Annotated in this window: 16 protein-coding genes; 12 read left to right on the top strand and 4 right to left on the bottom strand. The window is 39.0% G+C overall.

Annotated features, from left to right (window positions below; translation table 11 throughout):
* From ACFO3O_RS02565 to ACFO3O_RS02515, 11 genes are all read left to right on the top strand, one after another.
* Nucleotides 1–1,227, top strand: coding sequence for a permease (locus ACFO3O_RS02565; protein WP_327018764.1), 1,227 nt, complete (start codon nucleotides 1–3; stop codon nucleotides 1,225–1,227).
* Nucleotides 1,228–1,229: 2 nt separating this feature from the next.
* Nucleotides 1,230–3,752, top strand: coding sequence for a heavy metal translocating P-type ATPase (locus ACFO3O_RS02560; protein ID WP_379976970.1), 2,523 nt, complete (start codon nucleotides 1,230–1,232; stop codon nucleotides 3,750–3,752).
* Between the two features lie 23 nt (nucleotides 3,753–3,775).
* Complete coding sequence (locus tag ACFO3O_RS02555) at nucleotides 3,776–4,264, top strand: DUF305 domain-containing protein (RefSeq protein ID WP_327018762.1); 489 nt, start codon at nucleotides 3,776–3,778, stop codon at nucleotides 4,262–4,264.
* A 4-nt stretch (nucleotides 4,265–4,268) separates the two neighbouring features.
* Nucleotides 4,269–6,011 carry an efflux RND transporter periplasmic adaptor subunit gene (locus tag ACFO3O_RS02550; RefSeq protein ID WP_327018761.1) on the top strand — a complete coding sequence of 581 codons (1,743 nt, stop codon included), beginning with the start codon at nucleotides 4,269–4,271 and terminating at the stop codon, nucleotides 6,009–6,011.
* 46 nt (nucleotides 6,012–6,057) lie between these two features.
* Nucleotides 6,058–6,375, top strand: a complete 318-nt coding sequence (locus ACFO3O_RS02545) for a DUF6660 family protein (protein ID WP_379976969.1) — start codon at nucleotides 6,058–6,060, stop codon at nucleotides 6,373–6,375.
* A gap of 118 nt (nucleotides 6,376–6,493) precedes the next feature.
* A complete protein-coding gene (locus ACFO3O_RS02540) occupies nucleotides 6,494–10,939 on the top strand; it encodes a CusA/CzcA family heavy metal efflux RND transporter (RefSeq protein WP_379976968.1) in 4,446 nt (1,481 codons plus the stop codon).
* 4 nt (nucleotides 10,940–10,943) lie between these two features.
* A complete protein-coding gene (locus ACFO3O_RS02535; protein ID WP_379976967.1) occupies nucleotides 10,944–12,170 on the top strand; it encodes an efflux RND transporter periplasmic adaptor subunit in 1,227 nt (408 codons plus the stop codon).
* 5 nt (nucleotides 12,171–12,175) lie between these two features.
* The gene (locus tag ACFO3O_RS02530) at nucleotides 12,176–12,808 is read left to right on the top strand and encodes a cation diffusion facilitator family transporter (protein WP_379976966.1); all 633 of its coding nucleotides are present in this window, start codon (nucleotides 12,176–12,178) and stop codon (nucleotides 12,806–12,808) included.
* A 2-nt stretch (nucleotides 12,809–12,810) separates the two neighbouring features.
* Nucleotides 12,811–13,227, top strand: a complete 417-nt coding sequence (locus ACFO3O_RS02525) for a Fur family transcriptional regulator (protein ID WP_379976964.1) — start codon at nucleotides 12,811–12,813, stop codon at nucleotides 13,225–13,227.
* Nucleotides 13,228–13,284: 57 nt separating this feature from the next.
* Nucleotides 13,285–13,641: a SpoIIAA family protein gene (locus tag ACFO3O_RS02520; RefSeq protein WP_186434692.1), complete on the top strand. Its 357-nt coding sequence runs from the start codon at nucleotides 13,285–13,287 to the stop codon at nucleotides 13,639–13,641.
* Nucleotides 13,642–15,609 carry a heavy metal translocating P-type ATPase gene (locus tag ACFO3O_RS02515; RefSeq protein WP_186434691.1) on the top strand — a complete coding sequence of 656 codons (1,968 nt, stop codon included), beginning with the start codon at nucleotides 13,642–13,644 and terminating at the stop codon, nucleotides 15,607–15,609.
* Nucleotides 15,610–15,702: 93 nt separating this feature from the next.
* Here ACFO3O_RS02515 and ACFO3O_RS02510 read toward each other — a convergent pair whose 3' ends face one another.
* From ACFO3O_RS02510 to ACFO3O_RS02495, 4 genes are all read right to left on the bottom strand, one after another.
* A complete protein-coding gene (locus ACFO3O_RS02510) occupies nucleotides 15,703–16,254 on the bottom strand; it encodes a hypothetical protein (protein ID WP_379976962.1) in 552 nt (183 codons plus the stop codon).
* A 427-nt stretch (nucleotides 16,255–16,681) separates the two neighbouring features.
* The gene (locus ACFO3O_RS02505; RefSeq protein ID WP_379976961.1) at nucleotides 16,682–18,010 is read right to left on the bottom strand and encodes a hypothetical protein; all 1,329 of its coding nucleotides are present in this window, start codon (nucleotides 18,008–18,010) and stop codon (nucleotides 16,682–16,684) included.
* A gap of 185 nt (nucleotides 18,011–18,195) precedes the next feature.
* Entirely contained in the window at nucleotides 18,196–19,233 is a 1,038-nt protein-coding gene (gene cydB, locus ACFO3O_RS02500; RefSeq protein ID WP_379976960.1) for a cytochrome d ubiquinol oxidase subunit II, read from the bottom strand.
* A 10-nt stretch (nucleotides 19,234–19,243) separates the two neighbouring features.
* Nucleotides 19,244–20,599, bottom strand: coding sequence for a cytochrome ubiquinol oxidase subunit I (locus tag ACFO3O_RS02495; protein ID WP_379976959.1), 1,356 nt, complete (start codon nucleotides 20,597–20,599; stop codon nucleotides 19,244–19,246).
* Nucleotides 20,600–20,820: 221 nt separating this feature from the next.
* Here ACFO3O_RS02495 and ACFO3O_RS02490 point away from each other — a divergent pair, with 221 nt between their 5' ends.
* Entirely contained in the window at nucleotides 20,821–21,234 is a 414-nt protein-coding gene (locus tag ACFO3O_RS02490; protein ID WP_379976958.1) for a hypothetical protein, read from the top strand.
* The last annotated feature ends 2 nt before the right edge of the window (nucleotides 21,235–21,236 follow it).

Here is a 21,236-nt window from a genome sequence, read left to right as displayed (position 1 = left end):
ATGAATGATTTTTTAAAACAATGGGGCGAAGCGGCCTATACGACTACCGGATTTTTCTGGATGGCACTATGGGCGTTTATATTGGGTTACATCATCAGTAGTATGATACAGATTTTTGTAACCGAAAAGCGGATGCAAAAAGCAATGGGAGAAAAGGAAGGCAAAAGTATGCTCTTGGGTACATTTTTTGGCTTTATAAGTAGCTCTTGCAGCTTTGCCGCGCTGGCAGGAACTAAATCCATCTTCAAGAAAGGAGCAAGTTTTTCATCTTCCATAGCGTATCTACTGGCATCTACTAATTTGGTTATAGAACTGGGAATCATCATTTCCATTTTTCTGGGATGGCAATTTGTTGTGGGCGAGTATGTAGGTGGCATATTGCTAATTATTATTTGTTGGATATTGATACGCATCATCAACCCTAAGAAGCTTATTGAGAAAGCACGAAAAAATCTTGAAAGTGAAGAGGATGATGCAATGGACGATTCCAAGGATTGGAAAAAACAGATTAAGAAGGAAGATAGCTGGGCACGTGTAGCTAAAAAATATAAGATGGAATGGCAGATGGTCTGGAAGGACGTAACCGTAGGCTTTACCATCGCTGGAATCGTAGCGGCATTCGTTCCCGATTCCTTTTTTCAGACCTTGTTTATCAATAGTGGTCAAGGCAATACAGATTTTACTTTTCTCGAAATTCTGGAACATATCGTGGTCGGACCTGTTGCTGCGTTTTTGACGTTTATCGGCTCAATGGGTAATATTCCTTTGGCAGCTTTACTCTTTGGTAAGGGCGTAAGTTTTGCAGGGGTTATGGCATTTATTTTTAGCGATTTGGTCGTTTTTCCCGTATTGCGAATCAATGCAAAATACTACGGATGGAAGATGTCATTGTTCATATTATTCCTGCTGTTTACAGCTTTGATTGGTACATCACTGGCACTACACTATAGTTTCGACTTGCTTAGTATACTGCCAGACCCATCGCAGGTAAAAATTCAGGATAAAGAACATTTTAAGATTGACTACACCTTCTTTTTGAACATTGCCTTTCTTGCTATTTCCGCCTACCTGATTTACTTGGGCTTTTACAAGAAAAAAGACGTTGAGCATTCTATGAGCGAGATGGCACCAAAAAGCCAATTGCTGGAAACCATCTTAAAATATGCAGCATTCATTTGTTATGTATGGCTTGCAGGAGGTTTGATTATAAAATTCATAATTCAATAAAAATGAAACACACCTATCACATACAAGGAATGACCTGCAACGGTTGCCGAAATCACGTTGAGCAGACACTTTCTAAAGTGGAAGGTGTGACCGATGCTTCAGTTAATTTAGAAAAAGAAGAGGCGACCATCGAAATGGAATCTCATATTTCTATCGAAACATTTCAAAAAGCTCTAAAGCAAGATGGTGGTTCGTATAGCATCCACAAATCAGGCGAACATTATCACGATGATGATTCCGCTTCAGCAAAACCGAAAAAAGCGAAACCAGAAGGCAAGGGAACGGGAACGTTTTATTGCCCAATGCACTGCGAGGGCGATAAAACCTATGACAAACCAGGCGATTGTCCCGTTTGTGGAATGGATTTGGTCGAAGAGCAAAATTTGTCAGCTACAACTACTACTGAACAGTGGACCTGCCCAATGCATCCTGAAATCGTAAAGGACGAGCCGGGAAGCTGTCCTATTTGCGGAATGGATTTAGTGCCGATGGAACCTGATTTATCTGCCGAAGAAAAATCATATAATAAGCTGATTAAGAAATTTTGGATAGCAGTAGCCTTTACGCTTCCTATTTTCCTAATCGCTATGAGCGAGATGATTCCCAACAATCCACTTTATGATGTAATGGAGCAGAAATGGTGGAACTGGATTCAATTTGGGCTATCAATTCCTGTGGTGTTTTATGCCACTTGGATGTTCTTTGAACGTGCTTATCGAAGTATTAAAACCTGGAATCTCAATATGTTCACACTAATCGGTATAGGTGCAGGCGTGGCTTGGCTCTTTAGTGTTTTCGGGATGTTGTTTCCAGACTTTTTTCCTGAACAATTTAAAACAGAATCTGGTGCGGTTCACGTGTATTTTGAAGCCGCTACTGTTATCCTCACGCTGGTATTGATGGGTCAGGTTTTAGAAGCACGTGCACATAGTAAAACTAACTCTGCCGTCAAAGAATTATTGAAACTTGCACCCAATAAAGCAGTACGCGTAGTCGATGGAAACGAAGAAGAAGTTTCCATAGACCAAATCGAAAAAGGCGATGTGCTACGAGTAAAGCCAGGAGATAAAATTCCTGTGGATGGCAAAATTACCGAAGGCGAAACTACCGTAGATGAATCAATGATTTCGGGAGAGCCTATCCCAGTCAATAAATCTGTAGATGATAAAGTAAGTAGCGGCACAATTAACGGGAATCAATCGTTCTTGATGGAAGCCGAAAAAGTAGGTAGCGAAACCTTGCTTTCCCAAATCATACATATGGTCAACGATGCCAGTCGCAGTCGCGCCCCTATCCAGAAATTGGCAGATACGGTTTCAGGCTATTTTGTTCCTGTGGTGGTTATCATTGCGGTTATCACTTTCATTGTGTGGGCAATTTGGGGTCCAGAGCCAGCTTATGTCTATGCGTTGGTAAATGCCATTGCCGTATTGATTATAGCCTGTCCGTGTGCATTGGGATTGGCAACGCCTATGTCCGTTATGGTAGGTGTTGGTAAAGGCGCCCAAAATGGTGTGTTGATTAAAAATGCCGAAGCTCTTGAGAAAATGGACAAAGTGGACACACTTATCGTGGATAAAACAGGAACCATTACCGAAGGCAAACCGACGGTTGAGAAAATTGGGTCGTTTGATGAATCTCGCTTTCGCGAAAGCGAAATTCTACATCTTATCGCATCCCTAAACAGTTCCAGCGAGCATCCACTTGCCGAAGCCACCGTGAAATATGGAAAGGAGCAGAAGGTCGAAATATCAAAAACCGAAAACTTTAGCGCAGTAACCGGAAAAGGCGTAGAAGGAACAGTTGATGGCAAGAAGCTCGATTTGGGAAATGCCAAAATGATGGAGTATGCAAATGCCAAGCTATCACCTGAAATGGAAACCGAAGCACAATCCTTTCAGAAACAGGGAAAAACGGTTTCCTACTTATCCATTGATGGCGAAGTTTCAGGCTACGTGGTCATAGGCGATAAAATAAAAGAAACGAGTGCCAAGGCAATCAAAGAATTACAGGATAAAGGCATCGAAGTGATAATGCTTACAGGCGATAATCACGACACCGCCCAAGCAGTAGCCAGCAAACTCAATCTCGCCGACTTCAAAGCGGGTATGCTACCTGAAAACAAACTGGACGAGGTTAAAAAACTACAAGAACAAGGTCACGTAGTTGCAATGGCAGGCGATGGTATCAATGACGCACCTGCTCTGGCAAAAAGTGATGTGGGTATCGCGATGGGAACAGGAACAGATGTCGCTATAGAAAGTGCAATGATAACCTTGGTAAAGGGCGATTTACACGGTATCGTAAAAGCAAGAAACCTTAGCCACAAAGTTATGCGTAATATAAAGCAAAATCTATTTTTTGCTATGATATATAACACGTTGGGTGTACCGATTGCGGCAGGTGTATTATTCCCATTTTTCGGAATTCTGTTATCGCCTATGATTGCGGCGCTGGCAATGAGTTTTAGTTCAGTTTCAGTAATAGCAAACGCACTTAGATTAAGAACAGAATCGATTAATTAAAAATAACTTAAAAACCAAAAATTATGAATTCAAACGAACACAACAACAAAGAAGGAATGAGCCAGTACACTAAGTTTTTCTTGATGCTGGGAGCATCATTTATAGCAATGTACATTACAATGTATTTAAATACTTATGAATTTGATCACGTAAGATTTAGTCTTACTCGATTTTATATGGTCTGTTTAGGTATTTCTACTATGGCTGTAATAATGCTATTATTTATGCTTAATATGTATAAAAATAAGAAGAAGAATATTGCTATTCTAGTAGGTAGTGTTGTGTTGTTTCTTGGAGCTTTAGGATTAGTGCGTGAGCAAAAATCTACCGTAGGCGATATACTCTGGATGAAAGCAATGATACCACACCATTCCATAGCAATTTTAACCAGTGAGCGTGCAGATATACAAGATCCAGAAGTAAAAAAACTTGCAGAGGAAATTATCAAAGCACAACGAAAAGAGATTGAAGAAATGAATGCGATGATCGAACGTTTACAAAACGAGAAATAATAGTATGAACAAGAACATTTTATATATAGCACTTGCACTAATCGTGGGACTACTAGGTGGATGGCTCATTTTTGGTAGTTCAGGTAGTGATGCCAAGGCAAACAAGGACGTTTCTGAAATGTCAGATACCCACGACCATTCTGGCGAGTCGCCAAACCAAATGTGGACCTGCTCAATGCACCCACAGATTATGCAGCCCGAACCAGGCGACTGCCCTATATGTGGAATGGACTTGATACCTGCTGAATCTGGTGCAGATGGTCTTGCAGTTAATGAGATTAAAATGACAGAAAATGCAATGGCACTGGCAAACATTCAAACTACTATTGTAGGTAATAGCAGTATGTCAGAAGATGATGGAATGATTACGCTTTCTGGCAAAATCGCCACCAACGAAGAAAACAATGCTGTACAAGCAAGCTATTTTGATGGGCGTATCGAGCGTTTGAATGTTAATTATGAAGGCCAAAAAGTAAATCGTGGTCAATTACTGGCCACCATTTATGCACCAAATTTGGTCGCTGCACAGCAAGAATTGCTCACAACAGCTTCATTAAAAGAATCGCAGCCTGAACTATACAAGGCAGTGCGAAACAAATTGAAGCTATGGAAACTTTCAGAAGCCCAAATTAATGCGATTGAAACTTCAGGAAAAGTGCGTGATAATTTCCCCATTTATGCCACCGTTTCAGGAACGGTTTCAGAAGTGATGTCACGAGAAGGCGACTATGTAAAACAAGGTCAGCCCATTTTGAAAGTAAGCAATTTGAATTCGGTCTGGGCAGAATTTGATGCCTATGAAAATCAGATTTCAGATTTAAGAGTGGGTCAGAAAATAAAAGTAGTAACTAATGCCTACGCTAATAAAGAATTTGACGCCACGGTTTCGTTTATTGACCCCATACTTAACAATGCAACGAGAACGGTTATCGTAAGAGCAACACTAAAAAATACAGATAACCTCTTTAAACCAGGAATGTTTGTAACAGGCAAACTCAAAGGGGAAATGAAGATGAATAACGAAGTTATTTCAGTTCCAGCAAGTGCTGTAATGTGGACGGGCGAACGCTCATTGGTATATATAAAAACCAATCCCAACGAACCCGTTTTTGAAATGCGTGAAGTAACCATCGGAAACCGAAATGGCGAAAATTATACAATCACTAAAGGTTTACAAAATGGCGATGAGATTGTGACCAACGGAACCTTTACGGTAGATGCAGCAGCACAGCTACAAGGGAAAAAATCTATGATGAATCAGGGAAAAAAACAGGCATCTGAGATGCCTATGTCTCAAATGAAAATGGAATTTACAGAGAATTTTCAAAAGCAATTTAAAAAGGCCCTCAAGCCTTATTTGCAGATGAAAGATGCATTGGTAGCGAGCGATGTCAGTCAAGTTTCCGCTTTCGCGAAAGCAACATCAACATCTTTAAAATCCGCTGATATTAAAAGTCTCGGTAGTATGGAACAATCACATATCAAGAAAAGTATCGAAATGCTCGATGCCATTGCAGCGAACGATATTCTGGAAAATCAACGTGACCATTTTGTGATATTAAATGAAAATATGGTGCCCATTGCGATAAATGTAAATGGAACCGATGAGATGCTATACGTTCAGAAATGCCCAATGGCAAATAATAATAAAGGCGCAGTTTGGCTAAGCGCTGAGAAGGATATACGCAATCCCTATTATGGCGATGCAATGCTTACTTGTGGTAGTGTGATTGAGGAAATCAAATAAAAACCTTTGCACACCAGTTGCATTGTAATTCTGTTATCTTTGTATTGTGAAAATCTTTACGCTCATATTCTCATTTTATCTGCTTGCGCTTAATTTTGCGCCTTGCAGTGATGCAAATGTTGACTCTTCTGAGGATAGCACGCAAATAGAATTTTCACAAAGTGATACAGGCGATCACGACCACAATCTACTTGATATGTGTTCCCCTTTTTGTTATTGTCACTGCTGTCACGTTCACACGTTGGATTTTGGGTTAAATGTCTTAGACCTTTACCATCCAGCAGACTATAAACTTTCTACGGTTTATTTTGACAGTATAGGCAAGGATATTTCCCTTTCCCTATTACAACCACCACGGGCATAATTCAGTTTTTATAGGATAGCTATATCCTGTTGTGATGTTTCCCTTTGGGAGATATTATTTGTTTTCGCTTTCGCGAAAGCGTACACCCATTTATTAACTGAATTAATACCACAATTAAATGATTAATAAAATCATTGATTTTTCAATCAATAATAAATTTATTATTGGCTTGTTTACCTTAACTCTTATAGGAGTCGGTATTTGGTCTATGGCAACAGTAAATCTTGGATCTGTGCCAGATATTACTAATAACCAGGTACAGGTCATCACACAATCGCCCAATCTGGGAACGGAAGATATCGAGCAGTTTGTAACCTATCCGGTAGAATTATCTATGGGTAATTTGCCAGGCGTTACCGAAATACGATCTATCTCACGTTTTGGACTCTCTGTAGTAACTATCGTTTTTGAAGACGATATGGGGACTTATCTTCCTCGACAGCTGGTAGGGGAAAAACTTAATGAATTGAGCGAATCCATTCCTGAAAAATTTGGAAGTCCGTCTATGGGTCCTATTTCCACTGGGTTAGGTCAAATTTATGAATACACCATAAAACCAGAAGAAGGTTTTGAAACTAAGTATTCGCCTATGGAACTGCGCACCGTGCAGGACTGGGTTATCAAAAGACAACTTACTTTGCTGGAAGGTGTGGTAGAAGTTAACTCTTATGGCGGTAGTATTAAACAGTACGAGGTTGCTGTAGATCCAGAGAAGTTAAACAGTATGGGCATCAGCATTTCACAAGTGTATGAATCTCTTGCTATGAACAATGTCAATACTGGTGGCGCCTATATAGAAAAAAATAAAATGTCAAATTTCATAAGAGGCGAAGGTCTAATTCGCTCTTTGGAGGACATTAAGAATATCTCGATTACTAATGAAGGTAATATTCCTATAACTATTGGAGATGTGGCAACGCGTGTCCATTTTGGGAATCAAGTGCGTTATGGTGCATTTACACAGGACGGTAAGGAAGCTGTTGGCGGTATTATAATGATGCTTAAGGGTTCTAATCCTAATGCAGTCATTCAAAATGTGAAGAATCGTATGGCAGAAATTGAAAAATCCCTGCCAAAAGGACTAAGCATCGCCCCAATAATTGATCGTAGCGAACTAATTGCGAGAACTACAGATACGGTTAAAACCAATTTACTAGAAGGTGCCTTGATTGTGATTTTTGCCCTTGTTTTATTGCTGGGTAGTTTAAGAGGCGGAATCATAACAGCTACGACCATACCACTGTCCTTACTTTTTGCCTTTATCCTGATGAAGCAGTTTAATGTATGGGCAAACTTAATGAGTTTGGGAGCTATTGATTTTGGAATCATCATAGATGGTGCAGTGATTATTATAGAAGGAACGGTGTATGAGATCCAAAAACGAATTAGGTCTGGCAAGTTAAAATTCAATCAAGACATAATGGATAAAGTAGCCTATGAAGCGGGAAGCACAATGATGGGTTCTGCTTTTTTTGGACAAATCATTATTCTCATAGTTTTTACACCCATACTTTTTCTTACAGGTGTAGAAGGTAAAATGTTCAAACCTATGGCATACACCTTTGGGTTTGCAATGATAGGTGCCATTATTCTTTGTCTTACTTATGTGCCTATGATGTCTGCGCTTTTTATGAAACCAGTACAAAATACCAAAAACTGGTTCGGTAGGTTTGAGCGCTGGCTCGAAAAAATAAGTGATAAAATAATAGGTGCTGTTCATAGTGCATATATGCCATTGTTAAAGGGAGCACTTAAGCTGAAACTAATCGTTTTATCAGCCGCGGCAGTTTTACTTGTCATCGCAGGTTTTATCTTTTCTAATATGGGTGGAGAATTTGTGCCGCAGCTCGATGAAGGAGATCTAGCAATGCAGGCCCTCATAAGACCAGGAAGTTCGCTGTCAGAATCCATTGAAGTTTCCAAAAAAATAGAAAACATTCTATTAGATAATTTCTCTGAAATTAAAACAGTCACAGCACGTATAGGTGTAGCAGATATTCCTACAGATCCTATGCCTATGGACATTGCAGATATGTACATCATCCTTAATAAGGATATGGATGACTGGACAACCGCCTCTACTAAAGAAGCTTTGATAGATGCCATTAGAGATAAATTGAATGAAGAACTCGTGGGTGTGAATTTAGTATTTACTCAACCTGTAGAGCTGCGGTTTAACGAGCTTTTAGAAGGTGTGAGAGAAGACATTGCGGTAAAGCTTTATGGCGAAGATTTAGAGGTATTGTCAAAAAAGGTTCAGGAAATGGCAGCTATTATACAGACTGTTCCTGGTGCTGGCGATGTGAGTGCAGAACGTACAGCTGGATTACCACAGATGACCGTAAAATTTAGGCGAGATAAAATGGCGCAATATGGACTGGATATTCAAAAAGTAAATGATTACATAAGTACTGCATTTGCAGGTGGTACGGCTGGTGTCATTTTTGAGGGCGAGAAACGATTTGACCTCGTGGTACGATTTGATGAAAGCCATAGAAAAAGTATTGATGACCTGCGCAATATGTATATCGATCTTAAGGATGGAAATCAAGTGCCCATTATCGAAATAGCCGAGATTGAATACGTGCCTGGACCTATGCAAATCTCACGTGACAATACGTATAGAAGAACCTATGTAGGTGTAAATGCTCGAGGAAGGGATGTGGAATCTGTAGTAAAAGACATTCAGAAAAGATTAGATGAAGAACTGGATCTGCCATCGGGCTATTATATTACCTATGGTGGCGAATTTGAGAATCTGCAAAGTGCAAAGGATCGTTTGATAATCGTTGTGCCTATCGCTCTGTTTTTAATATTCATACTGCTGTACTTTGCTCTAAAATCCTTTTCACAATCTTTAATGATTTACATCGCGATACCCTTGGCGGCCATCGGCGGTGTGTTTGCCTTATGGTTGAGAGATATGCCTTTTAGTATTTCGGCGGGTGTAGGATTTATTGTGCTATTCGGTGTCGCAGTTCTCAACGGGCTGGTACTTATTAACCGATTCAATTCTTTAAAAGAAGAAGGTGTCGTAAGTATAAAGGATAGAATATTTAAAGGGACTAAAGAACGTATTCGTCCCATTATGCTCACGGCTACTACAGATATCTTTGGCTTTTTACCTATGGCGTTTTCCACATCTGCTGGTGCAGAGGTGCAGCAACCACTAGCTACAGTGGTTATCGGTGGTATGCTTACAGCGACGCTACTCACGTTGGTCGTTCTTCCCGTGCTCTATACGTTTATAGAAAAGAGACGCGAGCGCAAAGACCAGAAAAAGATTGGTTCGTTTAATACGCAAGCGTTGACTACAATTTTGATACTTGGTTTTATGTTAGGTGGTACCTCTTGGGCATCTGCCCAGAGAGCAGTCGAAGAAAAAGCGAAACAATCACAAGCACCTTTGCAGGATAGTATTGTTCAGGACAGTATCATACCCATCACACTATCACGAGCGGTTGAAATTGCCAAAGAGAATTACCCTGTACTTAAAACGAGCCAACTCGAAATTGAAAGACAGAATGCACTCACAGGCAATGCTTATGATTTCGGAAATACACAGGTATTTACTGGTGGTGAGGAAGTAGCCAATGGTCAGGGCATTTATACCTTGATAGGCATCGGACAGCAGAATATTGATCTACTGGGAATAGGTGCCAAGGAACGTTTACAACAACAACGGATCGAGTTGGCACAAACGGCATTTGACCTTTCTAAAATCCTGGTAGAACGGGAAGTTAAAAAAGCCTGGTCAGAAGGTTTTCAGGCAAAAAAGAAGTTCCTCTTGTACCGAGAATTGGACAGTATTTACAATCAGTTTGCACAATCTGTAGAACTCAATTATGAAGTGGAAGCCATTTCAAGACTGGAATATGATGCTGCGCGCAATCAAGCTTTGCGGGTCAATAATAAATTTCAACAGGCAGAAACAGACTATTTCATCGCTCTTCAAAAACTCAACCTATGGTTGACACCAGATACGATGTACACCGTTACTGATGAATTGGAAGCTGATGAAATTTCGATTATAGAGACAGTTGAAATATTGAATGATCATCCCGAATTATCGCTTTCGCGAAAGCGTATAGACGAAGCACAGGCAAACTATGAGGCAACAAGGGCAAATCTATTGCCCAAATTCAATCTGCAAGGTGGTCTGCAACGAGTAAATGGCAATAGCGGTTTCTACACCTATCAAGCGGGTATTACCGTTCCGCTGTTTTCTGGCCCAGTCCGCAGCCGCGCAAAAGCTGCAAAACTGGATGCACAGATTGCAGAAACCGATGCAGCCTATAAACAGAGTGAGTTACAATCTCAATATACACAAGCGATGCAAAATTATGTGCGATGGCGGGACACTTGGTTTTTCTATAAAACCGAAGCGCTGCCGCTTGCCATAGACCAGCGAAAGGGTGCGTTGCTGGCATATAAAGAAGGAGCGCTGGACTATGCGGCATTCACACAAATCATCAGGGATGCCATCCAGACTGAAATGGATGCGCTAGACGCACTCGATAATTATTTAAAAGCCTTGTTTGAACTACAATATTTCCAAAACTAAAAAGATGAAAACGATAAAATATATACCTGTTACGACGATGCTACTAGCATTATTATTGACCAGTTGTGGCGACTCAAAAACTGAAGATGGCCACGATGAAGCCACCCATTCTGAAACAGAAAAAAACCATTCTGAAGGTGAAACTGATGAAGAAAACCATACCGAAGGCGAGGCTCAAGCAGTAATGCTTACGCAAGAACAGTTTGTAGCCTTACAAATGGAAATTGACACTCTTGCGCAGCGCAATATGAGCGGTTACGTAGAAGCAAACGGAACGCTTGAAGTGCCACCACAAAACGAAGCTAATATTACCACGCTTGCGGGAGCAAATGTGGCTTCAATAGAAGTAATTGAAGGCGACGAGGTTAAAAAAAATCAAGCGGTAGCATACCTCTCACATCCCAGTATTATACAGATACAGAGTGATTACCTAAATGCATACAGCAACAGTCTTTTTTTAAAACAAGAATACGAACGTCAAAAAAGACTTTATGAAGCTGGCGTGGCATCTGGTATGAATTATCAAAAGGCCACCGCAGACTATCAGGCATCTACGGCAATGGTAAAAGGCCTTGAAGCGCAATTGCGACAGTACAACATCAATGCAAGTGGCGTGCGCAATGGTACGATTTACCAGCGTGTGGCATTACGCAGTCCCATTGCAGGTGTTGTAGAAAAGGTATTTATAAAAACTGGGCAGTATGTAGAGCCACAGACCAATCTGATGGAAATAGTAGACACAGACCACGTACACGCAGATTTAATGGTTTTTGAAAAAGATGTAGATAAAGTAAAGAAAGGACAAAAAGTGCGCTTTAGTATTCAATCGCGTCCAGGAAAAGAACTGGAAGCCGAAATTTATTCAGTCAGCCAGACCTTCGAACAAGATCCCAAAGCAGTGCACGTTCACGCTGAAATTGAGAACAAAGAAGGCGGTCTTATACCTGGAATGTATATAAAAGGTAAAATTGAAGTTGACAACCAGCAGACTATAGCACTACCAGAAAGCGCCGTAGTTACAGAAGCTGGAAAGACGTATGTATTTACATCGCAAAAGGAAGGCGATGCGTGGAGTTTTACACCCATAGAAGTTATGACTGGCGAAAAAGATGGTGACTGGATAGCGATACGTTTTTTTGAAACCCCAAGTCCAAAAACACGTTTTGCATTTAATAATTCCTATTACCTTATGGCAGAAATGAACAAAGGCGATACAGAACACTCACATTAGGAGATATGAAAAAAACGAGGAAGAGAAATTTAAAAGAAGCCAGAACCCTACAGATATGGAACGTCATCTATGACATCATTGAAGTGGTCGTATCGCTTATCGCAGGATTTACATCAAACAGCTCTGCCTTAATTGGCTGGGGACTTGACAGCACCATCGAGGTAATAAGTGCTGGAACATTGGGCTGGCGGTTGCACGGCGAAATCAAAGGAATAGATGAGAAAAGTGTAGAAACGCGAAAAATGATAACGCTTTATGTCATTGCTATATCCTTTGCGCTTATCTGTGCCTTTATATCCTATGATTCCATATCTAAATTAATAAGTCAAGAAACGGCTTCTTGGTCAACTATTGGAGTTGTGATATTAGTAATATCCTTAATCGTAAATCCCATTTTGATTTATTACAAAAGGAAATATGGTAACAGATTGGACAGTCCAGCTCTAAAAGCTGATGCAAAGGATACATTTATTTGCCTTTATCAAACGGTAGTAGTTTTATTAGGATTACTACTTGTGAATTGGTTAGGCTGGTGGTGGGCAGACCCAATTGCTGCGCTGCTGATTGTTCCATACGCAGCAAAAGAAGGATGGGAAGCTTTATCGAAGGCAAAAAAAATAAAAAGTAATCTGAAATAACAATGACCGAAATAGAAAAAACATTAGAAAATCATCAAGTACGTCCTACAGCGATGCGCATTTTGATTTATAAATATTTGGCAGAAAAGGAAATTGCAGTAGCACTAACAGATATTGAGTCCGCTTTCGCGAAAGCGGAACGCACAACGCTTTACAGAACCATAAAAACTTTTGAAGAAAATGGAATCGTACATTACATAGAAGACGGCACAGGCATTACCAAGTATGCTTTATGTGAACCTGGATGTAATTGCGAATTAGAACAAGATTTACACTTGCATTTTCATTGCCATAATTGCGATGAGACCGTATGTCTGACAGAGCATAAAATACCACATATCAATTTGCCTGATGGGTACGTGGCCGAAGATGCCAACTTGGTACTTAAAGGAATATGCGAAAAATGTAGTGGACGATAATTGCACTTCCGTTGCACGGTTTAAACTTGTACTTTGAACACTTAAAAATAAGAAGTTATGATACAGTTTATAGATACGAACAAAGAGAACTTGATTGCAGCAAGGCTCTCAGGCAAATTGAACGAAGAAAATTTAAAGACCATTCACAAACAAATACATCGAATCATCGACAAAGGTCGCAAAGTGGACTTTTATTTTGAAATGGAAGATTTTGAAGGCTATACTATAAAAGGATTTTGGGAAGACATCAAGACTGATGTAGCCCATATCAAGGATTACGGGAAAATAGCATTCGTTGGAAATGAAAAATGGCAGGAATGGGCAGCAAAGGCAACCGATTTCTTCACTAGCTCGGAAGTAAAATACTTCGATTTAAAAGATAAAGAACAAGCAAAAATTTGGATATCAAAATAGATGAAAAAGAAAAAAGTAAATTTACGCGACATAGACCCTAACGAACATAAGGGCGAGCATAGTCACGGTGATGGACACAATCACAGCAGTCCAGACGAAGTTTCTAATTTGAAAACTTATCTACCGGCGATTTTCAGTTTTGTAATGCTTATAATAGGTATTGCAATTGATTATTTTGACGCGCTACCATTTTTCAAAGGATGGGTGAGAATCGTATGGTATACAGTGGCGTATATCCCTGTTGGCTTCCCTGTAATAAAAGAAGGTTGGAACAGTATTAAGAATGGAGATTTCTTTACGGAGTTCTTTTTAATGTCCATTGCAACTTTGGGCGCATTTGCCATAGGAGAATACCCAGAAGGTGTAGCTGTAATGTTGTTTTATGCCGTGGGCGAATTATTTCAACAAGCAGCGGTTAACCGAGCAAAAGGAAATATCAAGGCTTTATTAGATGTGCGACCTAATGAGGCGTTAGTATATCGCAATGACGACTTCATTTCGGTTAATCCTGAGACTGTTGAGATAGGCGAAAAAATTCAAGTGCGCGTGGGAGAAAAAGTGCCTCTTGATGGTATTTTGCTTTCAGATAAAGGCTCTTTTAATACCGCAGCCCTTACTGGAGAAAGCAAACCAGACACTATTCAAAAAGGAGCATCTGTCTTTGCAGGAAGCATCAATCTCGATGGAGTTATTGAGGTAGAAACTACCAAGGAATTTAAAGATAGTTCTATCGCACGTATTCTAGATATGGTGCAGAATGCCACCGCTCGTAAATCTAAAACCGAGTTGTTTATTAGAAAATTTGCTCGTGTTTACACGCCTATTGTAGTTTTCTTAGCCATAGGTCTGACCTTTTTACCGTATTTCGTTGTAGATGATTATGTGTTCAGAGACTGGCTATATCGAGCTTTAATCTTTCTAGTTATCTCTTGTCCTTGTGCTTTGGTAATATCCATTCCGCTGGGATATTTCGGTGGATTGGGTGCTGCATCTCGCAACGGAATCCTGTTTAAAGGCGCATCATTTTTGGATGCAATGACTAAGGTGAATACCGTGGTAATGGATAAAACCGGTACGGTTACAAAAGGAGTATTTAAAATTAAGGAAGTTGTAAATGATTCCGCTTTCGCGAAAGCGGACTTTATGAAATACCTAATGGCAATGGAAGAGCAATCTACACATCCCATCGCCAAAGCCATAATGGAATACAAAGCCGAAGGTGCCGACTATGATGCAACCGAAGTAACTGAAATCGCGGGAAAAGGATTGAAAGGAACCGTAAACGGAAAAACCGTGCTGGTAGGAAACATAGCTTTAATGACTTCAAATAGCATTGATGTCCCTTCAGAAACTGATACTATTGTGGAATCCATAGTAATGGTAGGAATAGATGGCAAATTTGCAGGTTACGTAACGATTGCAGATGAACTGAAGGAAGATGCCCATCAAGCGATTAAGCAAATTCGCGAGGCTGGTATTTCTAAAATCATAATGCTCTCTGGGGATAAAGATTCCATTACACAAAAAGTCGCCAAAGAATTAGGCATCGATTGGGCAAAAGGTGGTTTGTTGCCAGAAGATAAGCTCAACGAAGTAGAAAAACTCAAAGCACAACCAGATACAACAGTCGCTTTTATAGGCGATGGTATTAATGATGCACCTGTTCTGGCAGCAAGTGATGTTGGTATGGCAATGGGTGGTTTAGGAAGCGATGTTGCTATTGAGACTGCCGATGTGATTATTCAAAACGACCAACCTTCAAAGATTGCTCGCTCCATAAAAATAGGCCGTTCTACCAGAAGTATCGTTTGGCAAAATATTGTTTTAGCATTTGGCGTAAAAATTATAGTTCTCATTTTAGGAGCTGGTGGACTTGCCACAATGTGGGAAGCCGTTTTTGCAGACGTAGGTGTTGCCTTGCTTGCTATTTTAAATGCTGTCAGGTTGCAGAAAATGAAGTGGAACTAAATCGTTGCGAGGAAGCATTATTCATAATCATTGATTTTGAGAGAATTAAGCTAATATCTTCCTTCAAAAAGTTCGAACTCTGTCCCGTTGAGTTCACGAATAAATAGTTCCAAAAGAAAAAACGCCAAGCTTGCTTGAGCGTTTTTTTGTTGGAACTATTTTCAAAGCGGCGCTTTGAGGGATCACCGAGCGTAGCGAGGTACTCCCTAGATGATTAGAGCCAAGCTTGCTTGAGCGTTTTTTTGTTGAAACTATTTTCAAAGCGGCGCTTTGAGGGATCACTGAGCGCAGCGAGGTACTCCCTAGATGATTAGAGCCAAGCTTGCTTGAGCGTTTTTTTGTTGGAACTATTTTCAAAGCGGCGCTTTGAGGGATCACCGAGCGTAGCGAGGTACTCCCTAGATGATTAGAGCCAAGCTTGCTTGAGCGTTTTTTTGTTGGAACTATTTTCAAAGCGGCGCTTTGAGGGATCACCGAGCGTAGCGAGGTACTCCCTAGATGATTAGAGCCAAGCTTGCTTGAGTGTTTTTTTGTTGGAACTATTTTCAAAGCGGCGCTTTGAGGGATCACCGAGCGTAGCGAGGTACTCCCTAGATGATTAGAGCCAAGCTTGCTTGAGCGTTTTTTTGTTGGAACTATTTTCAAAGCGGCGCTTTGAGGAGTGAGAAAACAAATCCTTTCGAGCTCACTAGAATACTGTTAACTCTTTGAGAAAATAGTGTTTAAAAGGTTTTTAGTTCTACCCTCAAAATCGAAAAATTTACATAAATGCTTCTTCATTAAAAGGCTAAAGGTTTGAACTTTTGAGGTGCTTAAATGTGAAAGTTTTAAAAGAACAAAGTGAATTATAACATAATTTTTAAAAAAAAACGCGACACATTACATTTTTAAGATATTATCCTGATAACTTTTACATATAAAATTCTCATCCATTGGTTTTTTAAAATGAATGATTAATGTCTAGCGGCATGCTTTAAATTTCTTGCAAGTCCCTTAATATGTATGCAGGCTTACGATGTATAGAAAATGTATTTAGAAAGATTTTTAGGGTATTTTTTGAGCTCTTAAATTTTTATCTTTTTGTAATATAAATTTTAAATGCTTGATGACTAGCAGTACTTTGAGTCCCGTTATTTCTAAAAAAAATGTTTTCACTTGTACTTTCAATACCACCGTAGATGTAGCCTATTAATGTTTTTTCTTGCTTTACATTGGTAAGATTAACAATGTCATTTTCTAGATAAATATTCTCATCAGATACAGGGATAAATTCAGCGCCAGAACCTAGAAATGAAGGCATTTTCATGCCTAACTCTTTTTCTGTCATTGACCCGTCTGAGTGGCGTGTAACCATACTAATTGTTTTGACAAAAGGAACTTGGTCATCTTTAATCAATTTACCATTTTCATCATATCGATACTGACTTAATCCACCAAAGAATATCGTCATCATTTCGTTTTTCTCTGAATTATAAACGGGGACTTTGGCACTGTGATATTGACTTAAGTATTGATTAAAATCAGGATTTACTTTATAACCATTTGCCGTAACGTCTACAGAATTTAACCACGGGATATTGGCATCGTATTGAAATACGCCACTAAACATCGTAAAACCTTGTGTCGTATCAGGAAAAATCTGAGGCACCATATTGTAGTCTCTTCGGTGAAGATTTTGCGGATCTTTCTCGGAGGTATAATTGGTTATGGCTAAGGTAACGCCGTCGTCTTTTATTTTAAATTTTCTGATTTCATTGGTGTATTCTTGTGTAAAACCAGGGCCGTGATTAGGTCCCATTGGATTATATCTTCCTTCAAAATACTGTCCACCACATAAATAAAATGTGTCGTTTAATAATCCAAGTTGCCCACCTGTGACTGCCAAATTAGGATCTGTGATTTGTCTAAAATACGAGGATATATCTGTTTTGTTGATGATCGCTTTCGCCAATCCATCAAGATCTATGGCAGTTAGATTTGCATACGTTGTGTGATCGCCTTTGGTTTCACTATATCCATAACCTCCTATGATGTAAAGTGTATGATCTTTTTGCTGATGTTCTTGATTTGTAGATTGTAGTTGTTCAAAAATAGAAGTAGGCAAAACATTGAGATCTGCGCTCCAAGTCTTATTACCTAAAGGATCTATTAAAAATACAGACGTATTATTTTCTTTCTTTAAGAATGCTTCAAAAGGTCTCCGTTTGTGCAAGCCATCTATGCGACCTCCTAGTAAAAGCCATTTTCCATCACTCGTTTTTCCGATGGAGTAGGATTGGACACCTGGTGCTTCATTTATAGAAAAGGGCTCTATTTGTATACTAAAATCTTCCTGTGCTGTCGAATTACAGCTTACTAGCGTAAAAGTGATAAGAAAGGTAACGATGATAGGTAGTTTCATTTATTTTGTTTGTTAGATGTTTTATGACCAATTTTTTGAGATTACAAATTTCCGTTTTAAAATAAAATACTACAGCCACTTAGGTTACATAACAGAAAAGACCTTTACCTATTTTTGGATGTTACTAAGAAGTACGCTTTCGCGAAAGCGTAAACACATCAACACCCTATAAAAAGAATCATGATTTAATAGCTGGTATCATCCAATTTTACTTTACCGTGAAATGTCCTGTATAAAAACAAGAAATACCCAGCTAAAAGCGGTGATCCAATTAGAACAATAGTGAGCATTATACCCAAAGATTTCTGTGATGATGCCGCGTTATAAATAGTAACACTATACGCTGGGTCTACCGATGATGGTAATAAAACAGGATATAACTGCACTGCTACTAGCATCAATAGAAATGCCATGGTTAATGAAGAAAAAACTAAGGCAATTCCATATTTTTTCTTTGAAACCAACCTAGGTACGTTTGCAACCGCTAAAAATGCTAAGACGGGAACGATAAAGAATACAGGATTTTCCTTAAATCTATCTGTGACTCCGGGTAAAAATACTAAGGTATATAAGGATGTTACCGCAAAGCTTACAATGAAAAAAATCATTCCTTTTTTAAGTAAAAAAGTTAATCTAGCGTGTAAACGACCTTCTGTTTTTAATAATAAAAAGATAGCCCCTTGTGTCATAAATAATGAAACGGTGGTCAAACCAACCATAATAGCATAAGGGTTTAAAAATGAAAAGAACATCCCTCCTTTATAACTATAATTTTCTCCTATTTCAAGTCCTTGTAGGATATTAGCTAAGACAACTCCTAATAAAAATGATATCAACACATTAGATGTGAAATAAATGATATCCCACGTTTTACGCCACCACAACATTTGCTCTGCGCTTCTAAATTTAATGGCTGAAGAGCGTAGTACTAAAAGCATTAAAAAAAGCATAAATGGAACGTACATAGATGATAACATAGTTGCATACATTACTGGGAAACCAGCAAATAAAGCCCCTCCACCTATAACTAACCATACTTGATTGGCATCCCATAAAGGTCCAATAGCATTAATAGCAATTCGTCTGCTCAAATCTTTTTTGAAAAATAAATGCCAAGCTCCAGCACCATAATCAAAACCTTCTAAAATCGCATAGCCAGAGAATAATAAACCGACGACTAAAAACCAAAGTGTTGGATAATCTATACCTAAAAAATATTCCATAGTTATTTTGTTAAACGTATTTCAAAAATTCATCTGGATTTTTAGCCTCATCATACGGACCGTGTTTTATCTTTTTATTTAGAGAATAAATAAACAAAAGGAAAAGTAGGGTGTAAACAACTAAAAATAGTATTAAAGAGAATAGAATTTGATTAGAAGACACCTCTTGAGAGAAGCCTTCATTAGTTCTTAAATGGCCGTAAACTATCCAGGGTTGTCTTCCCATTTCTGCAGCAAACCATCCAACTTGATTTGCTATTTGAGGTAAAAGCACTGAAAAGGCGAAAATCTTTAATAACCATTTCTTATCGAACAATTTCCCGCGCCACCACAAGAAACTAGCATAGAGTGTAAGTCCTATGAGAAACATCCCAATAGAAATCATGATATGGTAAAATTGAAATACAGCATTTACTTGTCCTGGTCTGTCTTCCTTGGGGAAGGCATTTAAGCCTGTAATGGGTGCATCAAAATCTTGGTGTACTAGAAAAGATAAGCCGCCAGGTAATTTTATACCAGTTACCTCTTGAGTTTCATCATTTACCCAACCAAACAAATATAAGTCTGCAGGAGCTGATTTTTCATAATGACCTTCCATTGCAGCGAGTTTTGCAGGTTGATTTACCGCCACACCATCTGCCGAACTATGTCCTGAAAGTAATTGTGTTAATGAGACGATGGTTGCTAAGCCTAGGGCTATTTTAAATGCCTTTTTTGAAATCTCTATATAGCGACCTTTCAAAAGATAATAGGCGTGTACACTTAGTACTAAAAATGCTCCAGCTAAAAAGGCACCTTGCCACACGTGAATAATTCTATCTACACTTGAAGGATTAAAAACCATTGCCCAGAAATCTGTAACTTCGGCTCTTGCGTTAAAGCCTTCGCCAACTATATGATACCCCGCAGGTGTTTGCTGCCAACTATTAGCTACAACAATCCAAACTGCCGAAAACATCGATCCTAAAAATACTCCGATGGTAGAGATAAAATGTACTTTAGGAGAAACTCTATTCCACCCAAAGAGTAATACGCCTAAAAAGGCACTCTCTAAACCAAATGCGAATAAACCTTCGGCTGCTAAAGCACTTCCAAAAATATCACCTACATACCTTGAGTATACAGACCAATTTGTGCCAAATTCGAACTCCATGATAATCCCCGTAGCGACTCCAATACCAAAGGTGATGGCAAATATTTTTAACCAGAAGCGGGTTAATATCTCGTATTGTTTGTTCTTGGTTTTTAAATACATCCCTTCCATTATAACCATAATCAAACCTATACCGATACTAAGAGGTGGGTAGATGTAATGAAAAGCAATGGTGAAAGCAAACTGGATTCTAGCAAGAATTTCTGTATCCATAGGAGTCTAATTTTTCTTGGCAAAAGTAAAGATTCATGTCCATAAATAGGGTAACATAGGTTACACATAGCAATATTTATTTAATCTTTTTCTATGTGTAACCTAAGTAACTTTCAAGCATGCCATTTCTCTTTATTTTTGTGTTCTCAAACGTTTAGCTTGTGGTTTATACTGATAATATATTGCTTTCGCGAAAGCGGAAAACGTATGATAACAATTAAATGATATTTGTCAGTCCTTTACCTGAAAGCAACCTTTATTTTTGTATTGTGAAGCTATTTAATGTAGTTCTATTATCAGTTTTATTATTGACCAATAGCGTCAAGGTATCTCTTGTATATAGCTGGTATGCACTGGATGTTAAGAGCTTTATCGAACAATTGTGTGAGAATAAAGATACACCTGAATTACAATGTAATGGGAAATGCTTTTTAAGTAAAATCTCTGAAAACACCTCTACAGAAGAGAGACAAACAATCCCAGGTATAGAATGGGATCAACTAGTGTTTTGCTCCATAGAAATATCTCAAAATGAAACCCTATTTCAAAGCAAAAGGCAACCCCAAAAGTATCACTATTTGGTATCTGAAATAGAAGCTGATCAATTGTCTGTTTTTCATCCCCCTCAAGTTTAAAA

This window comes from Dokdonia ponticola (assembly GCF_042653865.1).
Classification (GTDB): Bacteria; Bacteroidota; Bacteroidia; order Flavobacteriales; family Flavobacteriaceae; genus Dokdonia; species Dokdonia ponticola.
The sequence above is the reverse complement of the archived record's forward strand: the minus strand, read 5'-3'. Positions and strand labels throughout refer to the sequence as shown.

Excerpts from the sequence above, each read along its gene's own strand:
- cydB (WP_379976960.1), bottom strand. The coding sequence starts at position 19,233 with ATGGAATATTTTTTAGGTATAGATTATCCAACACTTTGGTTTTTAGTC.
- ACFO3O_RS02515 (WP_186434691.1), top strand. The coding sequence starts at position 13,642 with ATGAAAAAGAAAAAAGTAAATTTACGCGACATAGACCCTAACGAACAT.
- ACFO3O_RS02530 (WP_379976966.1), top strand. The coding sequence starts at position 12,176 with ATGAAAAAAACGAGGAAGAGAAATTTAAAAGAAGCCAGAACCCTACAG.
- ACFO3O_RS02550 (WP_327018761.1), top strand. The coding sequence starts at position 4,269 with ATGAACAAGAACATTTTATATATAGCACTTGCACTAATCGTGGGACTA.
- ACFO3O_RS02490 (WP_379976958.1), top strand. The coding sequence starts at position 20,821 with ATGATATTTGTCAGTCCTTTACCTGAAAGCAACCTTTATTTTTGTATT.
- ACFO3O_RS02520 (WP_186434692.1), top strand. The coding sequence starts at position 13,285 with ATGATACAGTTTATAGATACGAACAAAGAGAACTTGATTGCAGCAAGG.
- ACFO3O_RS02540 (WP_379976968.1), top strand. The coding sequence starts at position 6,494 with ATGATTAATAAAATCATTGATTTTTCAATCAATAATAAATTTATTATT.
- ACFO3O_RS02535 (WP_379976967.1), top strand. The coding sequence starts at position 10,944 with ATGAAAACGATAAAATATATACCTGTTACGACGATGCTACTAGCATTA.
- ACFO3O_RS02505 (WP_379976961.1), bottom strand. The coding sequence starts at position 18,010 with ATGAAACTACCTATCATCGTTACCTTTCTTATCACTTTTACGCTAGTA.
- ACFO3O_RS02495 (WP_379976959.1), bottom strand. The coding sequence starts at position 20,599 with ATGGATACAGAAATTCTTGCTAGAATCCAGTTTGCTTTCACCATTGCT.
- ACFO3O_RS02525 (WP_379976964.1), top strand. The coding sequence starts at position 12,811 with ATGACCGAAATAGAAAAAACATTAGAAAATCATCAAGTACGTCCTACA.
- ACFO3O_RS02555 (WP_327018762.1), top strand. The coding sequence starts at position 3,776 with ATGAATTCAAACGAACACAACAACAAAGAAGGAATGAGCCAGTACACT.
- ACFO3O_RS02565 (WP_327018764.1), top strand. The coding sequence starts at position 1 with ATGAATGATTTTTTAAAACAATGGGGCGAAGCGGCCTATACGACTACC.
- ACFO3O_RS02560 (WP_379976970.1), top strand. The coding sequence starts at position 1,230 with ATGAAACACACCTATCACATACAAGGAATGACCTGCAACGGTTGCCGA.